Origin of the sequence: Halioglobus sp. HI00S01 (assembly GCF_001635445.1) — a bacterium.
GTDB classification, from domain to species: Bacteria; Pseudomonadota; Gammaproteobacteria; order Pseudomonadales; family Halieaceae; genus Halioglobus; species Halioglobus japonicus.
The window spans coordinates 251,208-268,786 of record NZ_LWEE01000058.1 but is presented as its reverse complement, the minus strand read 5'-3'; the positions used below and the strand labels follow the sequence as shown (position 1 = coordinate 268,786).

At 53.1% G+C, this 17,579-nt stretch carries 8 protein-coding genes; 5 read left to right on the top strand and 3 right to left on the bottom strand.

Annotated elements, in window-relative coordinates; translation table 11 throughout:
• Positions 1–210: 210 nt before the first annotated feature.
• From A3709_RS09570 to A3709_RS09560, 3 genes are all read right to left on the bottom strand, one after another.
• Positions 211–2,571, bottom strand: coding sequence for an arylsulfatase (locus A3709_RS09570; protein WP_231871159.1), 2,361 nt, complete (start codon positions 2,569–2,571; stop codon positions 211–213).
• Between the two features lie 100 nt (positions 2,572–2,671).
• A complete protein-coding gene (locus tag A3709_RS09565; protein ID WP_156507647.1) occupies positions 2,672–8,347 on the bottom strand; it encodes an SdrD B-like domain-containing protein in 5,676 nt (1,891 codons plus the stop codon).
• An 812-nt stretch (positions 8,348–9,159) separates the two neighbouring features.
• Complete coding sequence (locus tag A3709_RS09560; protein ID WP_066053569.1) at positions 9,160–9,918, bottom strand: glutathione S-transferase family protein; 759 nt, start codon at positions 9,916–9,918, stop codon at positions 9,160–9,162.
• 167 nt (positions 9,919–10,085) lie between these two features.
• Between A3709_RS09560 and A3709_RS09555 the strand changes: the two genes are divergently transcribed.
• The 5 genes from A3709_RS09555 to A3709_RS09530 all read left to right on the top strand — a co-directional run bounded on the left by A3709_RS09555 (position 10,086) and on the right by A3709_RS09530 (position 16,905).
• On the top strand, positions 10,086–11,072 hold the full coding sequence (locus A3709_RS09555) for an AraC family transcriptional regulator (protein ID WP_066053566.1): 987 nt from the start codon (positions 10,086–10,088) through the stop codon (positions 11,070–11,072).
• A gap of 117 nt (positions 11,073–11,189) precedes the next feature.
• Positions 11,190–11,609: a thioesterase family protein gene (locus A3709_RS09550; RefSeq protein WP_066053563.1), complete on the top strand. Its 420-nt coding sequence runs from the start codon at positions 11,190–11,192 to the stop codon at positions 11,607–11,609.
• A gap of 155 nt (positions 11,610–11,764) precedes the next feature.
• Positions 11,765–11,962, top strand: coding sequence for a hypothetical protein (locus A3709_RS09545; protein WP_066053558.1), 198 nt, complete (start codon positions 11,765–11,767; stop codon positions 11,960–11,962).
• Between the two features lie 743 nt (positions 11,963–12,705).
• A complete protein-coding gene (locus A3709_RS09535) occupies positions 12,706–14,925 on the top strand; it encodes a fatty acid cis/trans isomerase (protein WP_066053553.1) in 2,220 nt (739 codons plus the stop codon).
• A 183-nt stretch (positions 14,926–15,108) separates the two neighbouring features.
• Positions 15,109–16,905, top strand: a complete 1,797-nt coding sequence (locus A3709_RS09530; protein ID WP_082850053.1) for an alpha-L-fucosidase — start codon at positions 15,109–15,111, stop codon at positions 16,903–16,905.
• The last annotated feature ends 674 nt before the right edge of the window (positions 16,906–17,579 follow it).

Genomic DNA, 17,579 nt, shown 5'->3' with positions numbered 1-17,579 from the left:
TACAGGCTTTTGTGATCATAGCTTTGTTTTTTGATCTGGACTTCCAGGGTACAGAATCCAGCTTAAACACCGGCGGCCATCTGGCGTTGTTGTCACCCGATTCCAACGCCAGATAACTGATCTCCATATCACGTGCCAACAACCCCCGGCGCTCCACAAGCCCCACAACTCGGTGACTGATGGCATGCACCAATGCCACCGATGCCGCAGTTACTCAATCGCGATCACCACCTTATTGATGGTACCGGTAAAGCGCGTCTCAACCGGCCCAACGCCGATATCCTCAGCTACGGGGGTTTGGTTATCTAGGCCTACATCAGCGGTCTCATCGGCTGAGAAGATGAGCGGCTGGGTTCGTTCAATACGACCTGAGGCCACTTTCTTGCCATTCACCGTGATCGTCGCATCGCCACCCTGCCCCAAACCGCCACCGTCATAATCGAAGTCCATCACGATAGTGGCCGGCCCCGGGGCGATCGGCTTCTTCCCAGCCACGGTAAATCGCTCAAGACCGAGGAAGTTGTAGGTGTAGATGGGTCTACCATCCTTCATGTAGAGCGACCAGCCACCAAAGCGCCCACCCTGTGTCAGGATCACGCCTGTTGTACCTTTATCGACCTCTACCTCCGCAGTGATTGTCTTAGAGGTGTTCTTGGAGTTTAAGAACGTATTCTCCAAAATGCCGTTCATGCCTTCATAAAGCGTGAGTGACTTGCGATCGCCCAACAAATCAGGACGTCCAGCGATGGCGGGATTAACGCGCTCTACAGAACGATCATCGATCGGTAATACGTTGTACTTTTCCGCCTCCTCCATGAACTTTGCTTCCATGGCTGCTACACGCTCGGGGTACTTATCAGCCAGATTGTTCACCAAGCTGAAGTCCTCTTTTGCGTTATAGAGCTCCCACACATCATCTTCGAGTGGTTTCTGCTCGCCCGTCTGCCAGGGAGCCCGATGCAGCACACGTGCGAACCAGCCGTCCTGGTACAGTGCGCGGTTACCGAACATCTCAAAGTATTGAGTGGTATGCCGCTCGGGTGCGTCAGCATCGTTCAGGCTGAAAAGCAGACTGGTGCCAGCCATGGGCTCCTGAACTGTACCGTTAACGCTAGTAGGCTCGGGCAGGTTCGCTGCCTCAAGAATAGTCGGCGCAATATCGATCACATGGGAGAACTGACTTCGAATCCCGCCACCGCCCTCGATTCTGTCAGGCCAATGAATGACCATGCCGTTGCGGGTACCACCGAAATCAGATGCAACCTGCTTAGTCCACTTGAACGGCGCGTCGAAAGCCACCGCCCAACCCGCCGACATATGCGGAAAGGTGTATTCCCCCCCCCAATCGTCAAGTCGCGGCAACAGATCTTCGACCTTCTCGACAACCTGATTAAAGTAGGTCATCTCGTTGTACATTCCGATAAAACCGCCCTCTGCGCTGGTGCCATTATCACCGGCGATATAGATAATCAGAGTGTTATCCAGCTCACCGATATCCTCCACGGCATCAACAAGCCGCCCGACGTTAACATCAGTGTGCTCCATAAACCCAGCAAACACCTCAGCCTGCCGCGCAAACAGCCTGCGATGATCCTCAGGTAAATCTGCCCATGCACTGAGATCCTCGGGGCGGTCCGCCAACTTCGTGGTCTCTGGGATGATGCCCATCTCTTTCTGCCTGGCGACAGTCGCAGTCCGAGTCTGGTCCCATCCCTTGTCAAACTTGCCTTTGTACTTGTCTGCCCACTCTTTAGGGACGTGGTGCGGTGCGTGGACGGCACCTGTCGCGAAATAGATAAAGAAGGGCTTGTCGGGCGTCATGGACTGCTGTGCCTTCATCCAACCAATCGCCTGATCGGTCATGTCATCAGTAAAGTGATAGCCCTCGACATGCGGCGGATTCACGCGGGTCACGCCATCGTAAACAAGCGGGTACCACTGGTCTGTCTCACCACCGATAAACCCGTAAAACTTGTCGAAGCCCGAGTGAGTTGGCCAGCGATCAAAGGGACCTGAAACGCTCGTTTCCCACGCTGCTGTCTCATGCCACTTACCGAAAGCTCCCGTACTGTAACCGTTCAGCCGGAGCATCTCAGCAAGAGGGGCAACCCTGTTAGGAACCTGCCCGGTGTTACCCGGAAAAGCCGTCGCGGTCTCCATAATGGAGCCCGTATTGGTCGAGTGGTGGTTGCGGCCCGTCTTCAATGCATTACGGGTCGGCGAACAGAGTGCCGTCGTGTGGAAGTTGTTGTAACGCAAACCGCCCTCTGCCAAACGATCCAATGTGGGCGTGTTAATGGGGCCACCAAACGGAGTGGTTGCACCGAAACCAACATCATCAATTAACACGATGATGACATTAGGCGCACCCTCGGGCGCTTCCACCGTAAACAGGGGTGGTGCCTCAACATTGCGGACATCCAACTCTTTAAATTTTGGCGGCGCGGGCTCGGCTATCGGCAGGTGCGAGCGATCCATCTCATAAGCGTGAACGCTCACTGAAAGTGCCACTAGGGCGCCCGATATCCAAAGGTCAAGACAACGCTTCGAGAGTGAAAAAAATTTCTCCATGATGCCGCTCCTGTGTTGAGTCTTTAGTACAGCTTTTAACCATGTACAGACGCGTGCTAAGGCTTCCAGAGAGACTTGGAATTTCTATGAGCAAGCATCCTCATTGCGTCGTGAAACCACCCGATGACCGAGTCTTATAGGCACCTGTAACCAGTATGAGCAGCGCCAGAATCCATAACATTGCTCGCGGAGCCACAGGGACTATGTGTGGGGGAACACCAACATCCCTTAATATATCGGCAGGAGGCGTGGGCGATTTAGGAGGCAAAGACGGCTCGGGCGGCTCAGGCGGCTCAGGCATAGTCTCCGGCGGCTGAGTAAGACATGCAGGCGTGGCAGGTGGGTAGTCAAACGTTTGCTCCACTGCAGGGTTAACACTAAGACGCAATATTAACTGTGGCACCCGATCGTCAGCGACCTGCACCCATTCACCTGAATTTAGCGCCCAACCAGGCCAACCAACGCCATTGCCAGATGCGTCGACTACCATGCCCGGCCATAGTAAACGCCCACCCGATGGCTGGTTTAGTAACCGCTGCACCAGCCTGCCACCAGTGCTGAACAACTCCACAGTTACATCGTTACCTCTGTAGTTTTCGAGCTTATAATTGATATACGCGGCGTTCTGGATACATGCAGCAGTGCCGTTCATACCCAAAGCAACCGACGAGAGGTTTTCGCCAAAGTTGTTCCCTGTGCTGTTTTCGCCCGGCGCGAGAATGATCTCGCTGATAATATCGCTCACAGAATCATTCCCGCGCGTTACACCATCGACGCTGCCCGCAGTATCTTTGCCATCAGTCCAATCGACCGGTTGCGTCTCGGTTACTGTGTAATCACCTGGAGGTAGGTTGTCGAAGATATAGCTCCCATCCGGACTCGTTATCACCGCCAGATCAACCGGACCAGATAGCGTTACCGTCACACCTTCGATCCCATTCTCATCGACGGAGAAAATGCCGTCATCATTGGCATCGAAATACACGCTACCAGTGATGCTGACTGGCGCTATCTCTGTAAAATCGTTACCGGGTGAGCCGCTGACCTCGTCTTGCTCACCACTATTATTAAGAATGATTGCTACGATCTGACTGGTCGGAGAGCCGTTTATAGGGTTAGACGCAGTACCTGGTGTGCCTGTACTGTCGCCAAAGGTTTCTATCGTTCCGGCGACAACGAGTCCGTTAAGAGATCCGTCTGGCTGAATGGGTTGGCATACGGAATATGAACCAGCAATCAGCTCACTGAATAAATAATTTCCACTTACATCAGTCAAAGTAGATTCAAGTAAAGCGCCGCTACACTGAGAACCACTGCGCAACTCGATAGGGTTACCCACGATCGGAGTTGAATCACCGGGCAGGAATTGCCCGTCCGGGTATAACTGGTTGTCTAAGAAAACTTTGCCGGAAACATAGCCCAAAGTACTAACCTTGAGTGGAGCTTCAGCAGGAACTAGGTTGGTTCCAAAATCAGTGACCAAGGCTCCCACCGGGACTTCGTTAAGGTACTCACCAGAGATCGGCGCAACCACTTCTACGGTGACCATGCAGCCTCCTGCAGGCACAACCGTCTCGCTCTCGACAGCAACTGCAGTATCACCGGCGTCAGCATCGACAATACCCACCCCACCGGGACAACTAGTGGTCACGTTTGGAGGGTTGGCTACTACCATCTGAGCGGGCTGGACGGGCAGGTTGTCGACTAGATCAGCCAAAAGCGTCGCATCGGCGTCATTGTCGTTGCCGATTACAAGGCTCAGTGTTGAGGCAACGCCAGGCGCCACTGCGGGCGGCGAAAACTCTTTGGATACTGATGGCATTTTCGCCACTACAATCTGAGCCTGCGTGCCCGGCAGGTTATCAATACCCTCCAAGCTGGTCACATCCCCAGCAGCAATTTCATTTGTGTATGTGCCTGGAATGTTACTTACCACTCCCGCCGTAATCGTACAAACCGCTCCCGGCTCACCCGTGGGTGGTAATGTCGCACCGATCAGGCGCAACTCGCGACCAGCAGGGACACCAATTAGAACACCTTCTAGGCAGTCAGTCGCAATGTCCGGTGACTCTGCCAGCACCAGTCCATCGGGCAAACTATCAATTAGATTTACCTGTGTGAGAGTCCCGGTATTAGGGTTCTCGATACGAATAGTCATTAACGCGTTCTCTCCAGGCAAGCGAGATGCAACGCCGGTCGTAAATTCCACGGGATCACCTGCATCCAAAGTCAGGTCATCAAATGCTTTATTGACGATCAAGCGTTGACGTACTTCCAGATTGGCCGTCGCCTCAGGGTGGGGGATTGGAACACCGTTGGAGGTGAGCGCATCTGCCTCAATAACATTGAGGTAGCTGTTTTCCGAAATGGAGAACACATCAACTTCGACATAGCAATACGCTGCCTCATCACCCTGGGCAGGTCCAATGGCTCCTCCTTGAAGACGAACGCTCTCCTCGCTTGGGAAATCGACCACAGCGCTACCGCCACAGTTTGAGAACGCGTTCGGCTCATCTGCAATGAAGACTCCAACCGGCAGGTCGTCGACAAGTTCCATAGCGGTAATGCTTTCGGCCCTCGCATTGAAGATCGTTATCCGTAATGTCGACACTTCATAAGGGCCAACTACAGACGGTGTAAACGTCTTACTCACACCTGCATCTGAGGTTGTACTCAACGTGCTCTGGGCAAATGAGCTCGCATTGGTCGCGCCTTGATCAGAGATCATACTGCTCTCAGGAATAGTATTAATGATCGCACCCACGGTTGTTGAGATAACTCTCGCCTGCACTATGCAGCTCGCGTTGGCTCCTAACGATGCACCCGATAAGCCAAGACGGTCTGAACCTGGCACCGCAGCCACGATACCTCCGGGACAATCGGTACTTGCTTCGGGGGCTGGTGCCAACTTCATACCGTTGGGCAACGCGCCGATCGTACCATCGAGGCTAAAGTAGTCAGTAACCTCCACATTAGTAAGATTCTGATCCGCATTGGTTATGCTAATGGTTAGTAGCGCCGATTCGCCGGGCACTACCGTACCCGGCGAGATGGACTTGGATATCAGCGGAAACTCCAATGGGATGTAGTTCAATGTAGCACTGACTGGATTACGGTTAAGTAATCCACCATCAGCCGTAACACCACCTGGAGGTATTTCATTCACCCAGCTAGCATTACCGGTGGCAATAACATCAAAACGCAATTCACAACTGGCAAGCGGAGCCAGGGTTGCGCCGCTAAAGCTAACGCTACTATTGAAGGGGACAGCATCTATGATTGTTGGCCCGCTACAGGTGGTATAGCTGTTGTCAGGATCTGCCACCACCATACCGGTAGGCAAATCGTCGGTGAGACTAATTCCTGTAATCGGGCGTGCGTCATCAAAACTGGCCAGCTCAATGCTAACCGTAGATCGCCCCCCCGATCCAACAGATTCAAGGAGAAAATATTTATTCACCGAAAGCGCGTCTATATAAGTAAGGGTCGCGCTGTCAGATTCATTCAGGACACTGGTAGATCCATTTGCGTTCTGACGCACAGCAGAGCCGTTTACTGTATTCGAATAACTGCCAGCAGGCCCAACTGTGTCGATCGCAACGCTACAAGTACCGGGACTGTTGCCGTCGCGCGCAGGGACACTACCTCCATTGAGAGCAAAAGAAGTAGAACCAGCGCTGACAGTGATATCCCCACCACAGGTGTTCGTGAGGTTCATTGGGTCCGCAACGCGCAGTTGCTGAAAAGGGCCTGCTGATGGAAATGTATCACTGAGTGTAAGGTTTATAAGATTGGTGATTGACCTGTTGCTTACGGTAAAACTCATTCTCGCAGGAGTACCTTCGTTGAGTGACAAGCTATCCTCACCGTCAAACTGTTTGACCAGAGTCATGGTTTGGACTGGCATCACTCCGATAGAGCCGGAACCAACATTGTTGCAGATTCGGGGTGAGGTTCCGTAGCACACGTCGCCAGCGGCAATTTCATTTTGAGTGTTGCCGTTACCATCTGGATCTAACATAACCCAAAACGAAATCTCGCAACTGCCAGGGGTGTTAGCTAGCGAGCTACGTCCGGGAATACTGGATATGGTGAAAGTCAATGACGTCTGTCCGGTAACCGCGCCGTTCAGGTTAAGTTCACCGCACTCACCACTTAAGGAAGGCGCAAAACCCTCATCTAGCAGCAGAGTCGATCCGTTCTGAAGTCGATCTGTGACGTCAACGTTTGTAAGAGAGCTAGTAGAGTAGTTTTGGACCTCTATCATATAGTTCACAGGGTCACCGGGGGCCGCATCGTCCGCAGCGACAGACTTCAATACCCGCAGACGATCTGCGACGAGAACGGTTGCCGACCTCGCTTGACTCACCACACCAGCGATCGTCTGAACCGCACCCTCGGGGATAGCATTGGTGTAAGTCGTGGGTGTATCGTCACTGGGAGTAATGCCCGAGTAGGTGACGTCGACTGTGCACTTGCCGCCTCCGGGAATCGAGAACCCAGAGAGACTGAAACCGTTGCCCGCATCAACCAAGGATGCAATTCCACCGCAAGAATTAGAAATGTCGGTTGCGGCAGCTATGGAAAGGTGGCCAACAAAGGGTTCTGCAGCAATTGGGCTGTCGGTAAAGCTAGTTACGGGTAGATCGTCTGTTCCGCTGTTGGTGAATGTGATACGAAGAGTATTGGGCTCCCCGCTAGCCACCACATCGGGCCTGAAACGCTTATCGACTGCCAAGGGTGAGCGAGCCCGAACTTTCGTTGAAGCGTTGTTCACCGGCCTTAGTCCTTCTGCACTGATGAAGGCGTCAGAAGCGACGACATTAGTTCGACTGACTGTGTGTACACCGTTGGAATGACGGGCCTGCACAGCTACATCAATTGTACAGCTACTGTTCGGCGTCAGGTCGACGCCAGATACCGTTACCCGTGCATCAGCGCCGGTCGTCAATCCGACAGAGCCGCCGCAACTACCGGAAGCCACTGCGCCGGTCGGCTCGATGATTGCGCCAGCACTACCAGCCACAGGGAAGATATCAGTGAACCTAATATTAGTCAGGCTGATGTTCGGATCTCGATTGTGCAGCGTGAACCGCAAAGTGCTGGAGCTTCCTCCAACGATCAAGGTGTTTCCAGGTTTCTTCCCGACAAAACCTTTACTCCACTCCGGCGCCACTGTAGAACGCAATGTGAAGCCCTGCCCCCCACCGGTTTCATTGTCGCCCAGGTCAGAGTTAACCGTGCCAGCGAGTAGCGAATACGCTAACGTCGTGCTCTCACCGTCGGCAGAATAAGCCACTATAGGAATATCGAGATAGCACTCGCCAGAACCAGCGACACCTTCTTGTCTAACTGGAACAGTCAAGTTGCTAAGCGATATACCTGGTTCACCGGGAAGGGTAGTCAGAGTCCCGGAAGTGCAACCTGGGCCGCTAATCTCTGCCTCGCCGTCGACCAACAAACCGCTGAGGGCGCTGGTCGGTAGCGAATTACTGAAATTAACGCCAGTAATTTCAGTAATGGTCGATCCGTTAGACAGAGTAACTCTGAGACTGGTCTTCTCACCAGGGTACACAAGTGTACTGTTCGGCGCATTCAGACCAGCGTTTACAGACACGCTAAAGTTAGGATTCGTGACTTGAGCGGACACTGTCATTGACACCGCCATTACCACTAGGCCACACATCAACTTCGTAAGCTTGAAGAAACCTTGTCTCAATGAAGTTTTGACGTGTTCACGGGCTTGATGTGTGCAAGCATTGAGAAGGGAGTTCACAGCAACCTTCCCGATTGGAAAGAGCTGGGCACAGCTGGTGGTGTTGTCTTTGTTGGGGCTCGTTCCCCAGAATGTCCATATTTACACGGAACTGGGAACGCCTCCGCACCTTGCGCTGATAGCTGGGGTGGCTTGCCCAACGGCAGGCGGAACTTCAATGACGTACAGTTAATCGCAGAACAGCGAGCCGATATCGGCGACACGAAAGCCGACCAAAACTGCCTCTGACTGCTAAGTCCCTGCATGGATGGCACCGTCTGTTGTGGCGAGACCTCAGTTTTGCAATATCAATGCCAGCGACTGGAATTTTTTTTTATCCGTTTAATATCAGAGGTTTGTGCTATCTAGATGAAAGTCTTTCATCTGTACCACAGCTTGGAAGTTCTCAGTTTGCCAGCAAAATTCGGACTTCATCTCGCAATTTGCGAGGCACAACGCTGCAAGCGAGCAACGTGATCAGAGAGAACCCTTTTCAAATATCCGCCTGCCTAATTGAGATAGCGCTCTAGAATGGTGACGCGGCTAGCCATCCCGATCAGCACAGAATGATAAGACATACTCGTCTATTGAGTGATCTAGCGCTTCGGCACCAGTTTGGAAAATCGGCACGAAAAGCCGCTTAGGAACCTTCCAACTTTTACCACCGACCCGGCAGATCGAATTCGACCAGGTTCGGAATAGCTTCCGTTTTTGCGGCGCTGCGCTCCTGACAACAGAAAAGCTGCCAAGTTTCTTCCACCGGCTCTAACTAATTTCTATCTCGCGTTTAACTGTCTGTCAGGTGATCGAACGGCCCATCCTGCCACGGTGATTTATTCCAGCGAATTGACAATCATAAAGTCCTCCACCAACAGAGGATTTTTCGGCAGGCAGTGGGACATTCTGCGTAGCCAATCCTGCAAATCGGGAACCTGAGCAATTGCCAGCTCATCTTCAAGACCAACCATGTATGCGAATACGATCTGGGGAAAGATCGCGAAATCGACCAGCGAGGGCTCTGATCTACCTCCGAAGTGGGGTCCTCCCCCGAAGTGCTGAAACAGTTCAAAACCCACCCGATCACGCATCGTCTTGGCGGACTCGGTAGTGTCAGAACAAAGGACCATCCGTTTAATAAAAGGTGCCGTCTGCAACAGTTTGGGCCAGGCATTGCGCACCTCATCCGACAGGGGTGTCTGGCTGCTGACGATATTTGCCATACGCCACGCCATGGCACGCAACCTTGAGTTCATTGGTGTTTCATAAACAGTTTTGAAACCACTTACGATAAGGCTCTGGGAAACCCATTGGTCAATCAGCAGGATTTCTTCTCGCTCCTCGCGAGTCTTGCCGAACAAAGGCCTTTCCGGGAACATTTCATCCAACCACAGAGCCAGGGGTGTAGAATCCAAACGCCACTCGCCATCGATCTCCAGCACTGGGACCTGAGTCTGACCGGTAAAGTGTATCTGGCTGTTTTCTATCGGATTGACGGGCACGAATTCGAAAGGCAGCTCTTTGTAATACAAGCAACAACCCACTTTTCGCACATAAGGGCTTGTGGAGTATCCATAAAGCTTGATGTCCGCCATAAACAACCTCTTTTCAATCTCGAAAATAGTGCGGGTGCTTAAAAAAGCCGAGTCTCACTAAACGCTGTCAATAATGACACGTTTTTTTCCCCGTATTTCTTGTCATTTCTCTCTATAAGCCCTGACCATTCATGCAAGCGAGTGGTCATTGGCATACCATGGAGAGAATGGACGCCCTCACACATATTCTGAAAACCATAGGACTCTCCGCCAAGACCTACTTCTGCGAGGGTTTGAGCGGGCCCTGGAATATGCAATTCCAGTATCGTCCTGAGGGAATTTTCCATATCGTGTTGCAGGGGCAATGCTACTTACGGGAAGGTGGCCAGAAAGAGTCAATTCTGCTTCAGGAAGGTGATGCTGTCGCTTTTCCAACTGGTGGAGCTCATTGGATCAGCGATACTCCCGACAGCCAAAACCTACCGTCAGAAAACGTGGTTACTGTCAGCGGGGATGAGGACCTGTTACTGCTGAAAAATGGCGACGTTAGGGCATTCACATCCAATGACTACTCTTCGGAAACGCCCAACGAAACACCTGGCTCTGACACAAGCACAGTGCTGTTTTGCACGACGCTATCATATGACGCCAGCCTAAAGCACCCCTTCCTCAGAAGTCTCCCCTGCTTCATACAGGCAGGCCCCCGAACCAATGACGAACGCAGAACACTTAAACTTCTGACCGGCTTACTCGCCGAAGAATCCGCCTCATCCTACCCTGGCAAAAGTCTGATGGTAGATAATCTTAGCGAGGTTTTATTCATTCAAATGCTGCGTTCACACATTCGCGAAGCACAACGCCCCAGCGGTTATATGGCAGCTCTGGCTGACCAAAACATCGGTCAAGCCTTGAACCTCATACATACTGAAGCGGAAAAGAAATGGTCGGTTGAATCGCTGTCCCGCACAGTCGCCATGAGCGGCACAACATTTACGCGGAGGTTTGCAGAGCTGGTCGGTGTTACACCCAAGGCTTACCTGACAAATACTCGACTACTGAAAGCTCGGATAAAGCTTCAATCTACCGCTGAATCAACTCTCAGCATTGCTGAGAGCGCCGGCTACGCTTCAGAGGCCGCGTTTAGCAAGGCCTTCAAGAAACATTTCAACACGACCCCCGGGGAGCTACGCAAACACTACCAAAGAGTTCGTTAAACCTTCGAAGTTGAGCCTGAGAGATGCTTTTGCATAATCGGACTCGCTAAGTACCTCCCCAATTACCAAGCCTACCGGATATTGATAAACTTTAGCAGACACAGGATGTAACCGAATATGAGTAAGCTAGAAGAAGACTATCCGATCATTCTCATTCAGGATGTGGTCTGGGGCGATATGGATGCGTTTCAGCACGTCAATAACACGGTGTATTTTCGTTACTTTGAAGACGCTCGATGGAAGTTCTTCAATCGGTCCGGGGTGAATGCGTACAAGGAGAAGCACAATATCGGCCCCATCTTAGCGGCAACAAAATGTGATTTCAGACTGCCGCTAGCTTTCCCTGATCGCATCCATATTGGCGCGCGATACACCGTTCCATCGCCTAAGAAAATCAATATGGAGTATGCGGTCTACAGCGAAAAACTCGATGCTATTGCCGCTGAGGGTGAGGGACTTCTCGTATACTATGATTATGGTCAGGGGCAAAGCTGTGACGTGCCGCATGAGATCCTGAGTCGTATGGAGGACGTGTGAACCACCAAGAATCCCGATACGAATCTGTGGCAACATCGTGCCCAGTCACACTGGCAGTCCCCACTCAGAACGTTTAGTCTTTTTTCTGACAAGGATAAGGCTAATCTCTCGCCACGACAGCGAGTGATACAGTCATCAAAATAAAAGGCGCCAACATGTTTTCCAGAGCATTTCTATTGGTAATCACTACCATGGTCGTCTCCATTCCAGCCAAGGCCGTGGAGGTCGATGGCAGGGAATGGCTACAGCCTATGGAATTTCTCAACCTGTCATGGCTGGATGTTGCCGCCATTTGCGATTCGAATACCGGCGCGTGTAATGGCATGTTGGGCGCCATCGATGTCACGGGCTAGACATGGGCCAATGTTAATGACGTAAACGCCCTGTTTAATTCTTTCGGAATCTCACCGCCGCTGGTAGGACCAGAATCAATCAGCGAAATCGACTCGGCGTGGGCGCCCGCCTTCTTCGCCGCCGGTTTCATATCCACAGGTTGTAGTGGCACTTGCATCATTGCTATGTCTCGTGACACTAAGAACATAGGTTTCCCTGTGGCAGCACCCACGATGATTGATGGGGCCGACGGTCTTCAGGACACTGCTGACAGCAACTTTGGCGCCCCCGAGGACAATCCCGCTTCGGACATAGGCGCATGGCTGTTTCGAGACATTCCCACGCCTTCTCCACCGCCGGCTCCCGCGCCACACCCGGTTTCGGTACCCACATCTTCGGCCATTACACTGCTGTTAACAGCACTAGCACTACTGGCTATCGCGCTCCGTCGTATCAGCGGAAAGAGAAGCAGGGCCATACGATAGCTGGCTCTTAAGCCAAAGCGGTGAGTCAATCTGCTCTGCTTTGGGTCATGAGGCAATAAGCCCGATAGAACCACCAGCTCGGCGTCTAACCTTTTTCAGGCGGGTGATCTTTGAGTATCGCGGCCGCTCTATGCCTGTATTTCATAGCGCTATTAAGTCTAGAGGTCTGCCCGCTGCAGTGTGAGATCAATTCCGTTCTATACTTGGGTTTCCCGCAAACCTACAACTGTCACGCCATGCCGTATTTGAAACCCCCGTTATTCGCTTTCGTTTTTTGCATGCTCAGCTCCTTGGCTGGCGCCGCCGACAAGACGCCATTGACGGCGACCCAGGTGTTGGAGCAGCGGTGCGTCGTTTGCCACGGCTGTTACGACGCTCCCTGTCAGCTGAAGCTGGAGGCGCACGACGGCGTGGTGCGCGGTGGCACACTGGCCCCCGTGTACGATGGCGGACGGCTGCGCGCCGCGGAACTGACCCGGTTGTTTGATGACGCCCAAGCGGAGCAGGAATGGCGCGACAAAGGCTTTCACCCTGTGATCGACCAGGAGAAGCCCGAGCAGGGCGTTATGTACCGCATGCTGCAGCTGAAGCAGGACAACCCGCTACCCACCGAAGGAGATCTGCCCAGTCACTTTGATTTCTCACTGTACCGGGAACAGACCTGCCCCAAACAGAACGAGTTCGACAGCTACGCCAGCAAGCACCCGCAATGGGGTATGCCGTTCGGTCTGCCCGGCCTGAACCCAGAGGAACACACCACCCTGACCACCTGGCTGCAAAGAGGCGCACCCGCGCCAGAGCTGCCGGCCCTGACCGGCGCGGAAAAGGCCAATTGGCAGGATTGGGAAGCCTTCCTTAATGCCAAGGACAACCGTACACAACTCGTAGCCCGCTACCTTTACGAGCACCTGTTCCTGGCAGCACTGTATCTCGAAACAGAGGAAAATCCTGCCTGGTTCCGCTTGGTTAGATCGCGCACTGCCCCGGGCGAGCCACTGGACGTCATCGCAACAAGGCGGCCCTATGATGATCCGGGCACTGATCGCTTCTATTACCGTCTACAGCGCATGCCTACCTCACCGCTGGCGAAAACGCATATGCCCTATCGATTCGACCGGGCCCGGCTCAACTGGTATCGGGACCTGTTTCTGGGTGGTGACTGGCAACTGGACGCACCGCCAGCCTACGACCCCAACCAAAGGGCAAACCCATTCAAACGCTTTGAACCAATCCCGGTTTACGCCCGCTACCGTTTCCTCCTCGAGGACGCGCAGTTCACTATCATGAACTTCATCAAGGGCCCAGTGTGTAGAGGGCAGATAGCCCTGAATGTTATCGACGATCATTTCTGGGTGATGTTCGTCAATCCAGAGCGACTGGACCCCGTCGAGGCCGGTAATTTTCTGGCGCAGGAAATGGACAACCTCTACCTACCCACGCCGCGTACAGGCACGCTACTCGATCTGTTTAGTTGGCGAAGCTACGCAAAGGCAAACAGTAACTACCACCAGGCACGGGCGAACTACATCGAGAACCATTCCAGCGGCGAACTGCGCAATCTGGACATCGAGTCGATCTGGGACGGGGAAGGCCACAACGACAATGCCGCGCTAACCGTATTCCGGCATTTCGACACCGCGTCAGTGGTCAAAGGATTTGTGGGCGAGACACCCAAGACCGCCTGGGTCATTGGCTATACCCTGCTCGAGAAAATCCATTACCTGCTCGTGGCAGGCTTCGATGTGTATGGCGCAGCGTCACACCAGTTGGAGTCGAGGCTGTATATGGACTTCCTGCGTATGGAAGGCGAGTTTAACTTTCTGCTGTACATGCCCGAAGAGAAGCGGGAAGCGCTGTGGAAACACTGGTATCGAGATTCACGCAAGGGCAGCAAGCAGTATTTCGCCGACAACAGCGGTCTGAACGTGAGAACCTCAGACATCCACTTTGAAACCGACGACCCAAAAACCGAGCTGCTACAGAAGCTACGCGAGCGTATTCACGGCGCCCAGGCCGAGCGCTACGATTATCGACAGTCAGCCAGTGCCGATATAGCAAAAGCTTTTAGCGAGCTAGAAAAAGCCACGGGAATACACAACAGCTTCTTGCCTCAGGTGAGCTTTATCAACGTGATCGGCGACCAGCGCGACGATGTGTATACGCTGGTGAACAATGCTGGCTATTCCAATATTGCCCAGCTGTTCAGGGAGCAGGAACGGCGCCTGCCTGCAGAAGACACGCTCACCGTGGCGCGCGGCTTTCTCGGAGCCTACCCGAACTATTTCTTCCAAGTGAATGAGAAGCAGATTCCGCTATTTGCCGCAGAGCTGAAGGCGATGAAGTCTCGCAGCGACTTTGCTGCTTTAAAAGCACGCTACGGAGTACGCCGTAACGCTACGTGGTTCTGGCGGGTGAGCGACAAGTTCCACCGGATATCCCGAGCACAGGATAGCATTGAATTTGGGTTGTTTGATTACAATCGCTACTCGGCGCGGTAAAACCTGATTATTCCGAAAGAATCGGTTAAGGTTAGCCGTGCGGCACATGACCTCACGAAAGCTTGCTGAGGCGATTGAAAAAGAAAATTAACCAATGTCATACCGGTCTTCGCATAATGCTAACCTCGCGTCAGTAAGGCACGTTGGGTGACGATGGCCCGTGTCCGCATGAAGGATAAGCTAATGAGCCAAACAGCCTTTGACTTGGAGATCTTTGGTAAACGCATTCTTGTTTCGCTCCTATTACTCGGTTACTGTGTCGCCGGGTTTACAGCGGAGCCCGTCTTCCAGGGTCCCTACGCCGGCGAGACAGAACAGCAACGCGATGCACGCATGGCCTGGTGGCGTGAAGCACGATTCGGGCTGTTTATACACTGGGGCGTTTACGCTGTGCCCGCGGGCAACCACAAGGGCCAACAGATTGACAATATTGGTGAGTGGATCATGCACTATGGGCAGATCCCGGTCGCCGAGTATCAGCAGTACGCCAAAGGGTTCAAGCCCGTCAATTATGCCCCCGATGCCTGGGTGCGTATGGCCAAGAACGCCGGGATGAAGTACATCGTCATTACGGCAAAACACCATGACGGCTTTGCGCTCTTCGATACGACAGCAAGCGACTGGAACATCGTGAAGGCAACGCCTTATGGTAAAGATGTTCTCAAGCCCCTGGCAGAAGCGGCCCAGAGACACGGCATAAAACTCGGTTTCTACTACTCGCAGGCCCAGGATTGGGTCCATCCTGGTGGCTCGACATGGGAGGGGCGCTGGGATCCAGCGCAGGAGGGCAGCATGGATGACTATCTCCGCGATATCGCCGTCCCCCAGGTCAGGGAGTTGTTGACCAACTATGGCGAGGTGTCGATTCTCTGGTGGGACACACCCATCGACATGACACCCGAGCGGGCCTCCATGTTTGACGGGCTGGTCGACCTTCAGCCTGGAATCATTGTGAATGACCGGCTGCTGTACGGCGTTGATGGCGACCTACGTACACCCGAACAGCACATTCCCGCAACCGGCCTGGATTTCGACTGGGAAGCCTGCCAAACCATGAACACCACCTGGGGTTATAAATCCTACGATGACGACTGGAAATCGAGCGAACAGCTCATCAGAAACCTGATCGATGTCGCCAGCAAAGGCGGCAACTATTTATTAAATGTCGGACCCATGGCAACGGGTGAGATTCCACAGCCAAGTATCGAGCGGTTGAGCGATGTCGGGGAATGGATGAGCATCAATGGCGCGTCGATACATGGCACGACCGCCAGCCCCTTCGTGCGTCTTAAATGGGGGCGGGCCACCAAGAAGGAATTTTCCAACGCAACAGTCTTGTATCTGCACGTGTTCGACTGGCCGGGCGACGGCATCCTTAGAGTAGACGGCTTGCACAGTGAAGTTACTGGCGCTTACTTCATGGCCGATTTTCAACAACAAATCCCCGTCGAAAAGACCGCAACCGGCACCGTCCTGCAACTTCCGGAAAAACCGCTCGACAAGACTGCGACGGTCATCGTGCTAAAAGTCAAAGGTACGCTTGAGGTCGAGAGAATACTCCCAAAACAGGACAGCGATGGTGCCCTCGTGCTGACCCTGGACGACGTCAATATTCATAACCCTGGTTACGGGGGGAGATTGGAGTTGCGCCAGGAGGATGATTCACCAGCCTATCTGGACGGGTGGACGGACTATCGCAGCCAGATAGATTGGTTGGTGCAGATCGACAAAGGTGGGACGTTCGAGCTATATGCCGAGGTTAGCGCGAAAAATTCCGCCGGATTCCTGATGATAGTAGACGATACAGAGGCCCCATTCAGCCTAACACCCACTGATAACGAGGCGCGATTTCAGCAGCAGTCGCTCGGCCGAGTGACTCTGATGCCAGGTGAATCAAAGATCCAGGTACATCCGCAAGAATTACTGTGGAACCCAATCCAACTCCGCTCAATTACCTTGATACCGGTGAGCGAAGAGTAGTCGAAATAGCGCGATTTATTGTCGACCGGTCCAACAAACCTGGATCGCAGCCATCTCTGCGGTGTTAGTCACGCGGGGTTGGTGGTAACTTCTCCGAGCCCTGGTGTCTGTCATAGACTTGAAGTAAGGGATAAGACATTCTTACCTGCGAATCACCTTTCACAGCCTTTAGGGCGCTGTATGCCCTCTCGAAAAATTTTGCTCGCCACACTGGCCCTGTGCTTCTCCGGCACCGTGTACGCCGAAACTTATGACGTGGTTATCGCCGACTAACTTGCAGGCAAGGATGGCCTGCCGTCCACCGGCATTCCCTATGTGCTGGTCAATGGCATTGTTGTAGTGGACGATTCGAAAGTGCTAGAGGTTGTCCCGGGCCAACCCATTCGTTACCCCGTGGAAAAAAAGGGCGCTTCAAGCCTCTGGAAAAAGCCAGCTACCTGGACAACCTGTTGGCGCCTGAGATACCGCATATTCACGACGCATCAATCTCAGCCGGTGCTCCGGAGCACGACAGCGAGTGAACCACGCATTGCGCTGCCTCTGCATCAGCTAAAGCAGAGACAGCAGCAATATCAAACAGATTGAGCGGCCTGCACGCGGGTTAGCTCTTCCCTTTCTTGCGTCTTTTCCACTTCCAAACTACGCTGAAAAAACAGCCTCGAAAGGCCACTCAG